This is a genomic window from Streptococcus oralis SK610 (genome assembly GCF_000257455.1).
Taxonomy (GTDB): Bacteria; Bacillota; Bacilli; order Lactobacillales; family Streptococcaceae; genus Streptococcus; species Streptococcus oralis_CB.
In genome coordinates, this window is record NZ_AJKQ01000015.1 from 1 (window position 1) to 671 (window position 671).

Genomic DNA, 671 nt, shown 5'->3' on the forward strand with positions numbered 1-671 from the left:
GATTGATGTTAGGGTCTGGAACTTGTCCTTCAAGCCTAGTTGTGACGATCTTATTTGATGGATCAATATAACCCTTAGAGTCTAAAATTTTATCATAATTCGTTGCTCTTACAGTACTACTGATAATTGAATCCATCCCAAACTTTGTGTCTTTTGGAAGTTCAACTACTTCTTCTGTCTCCAAATTGAGATAGACTGTTTTGTAACTTCGATTCTCTTCATCCGTTAAATCTACAATTTTTAACCCAAAGTAGTGAGTATCCTCAACGTAATAGGAGTCAATCAGTCTTGTAGGAACGCCTTTCGGATTGTAGTTTCGCACTGCCTGAAAAAGGTCAATCTTTCGTTCAGGCAAGCCCTCCTCGTCTAAATTATACAAAATCAAGTTCCAATACTCTCCCTCCATCTGAAGGTGAGGGATTTCATGTATCTCTCCTTCTTTCTCTACTATAAAAGTCTTGTATTCATCTGTGATCGCATATGTTTTACTGACAAAGAAACTCCCTTTGTTTGTAGACGCAAGGACATATTGATTCTTATCTCCAAATAGTTGAAAATCTGATTTTCCCCTAGCAGTTCCCATTAAATACTCTAGCTCTTTGGGTTTCTGACTGGACTTCAAGAGAAGAAAGAAACAAGAGCCCGTTACGACTAGGAGGCTAAAAACTCCC

Annotated in this window: 1 protein-coding gene; it reads right to left on the reverse strand. The window is 38.2% G+C overall.

Annotation, left to right across the window (positions count from 1 at the left end; genetic code table 11):
• A partial coding sequence (locus tag HMPREF1115_RS06460) for a hypothetical protein (protein ID WP_000485400.1) occupies positions 1-671 on the reverse strand: 671 nt, incomplete at both ends.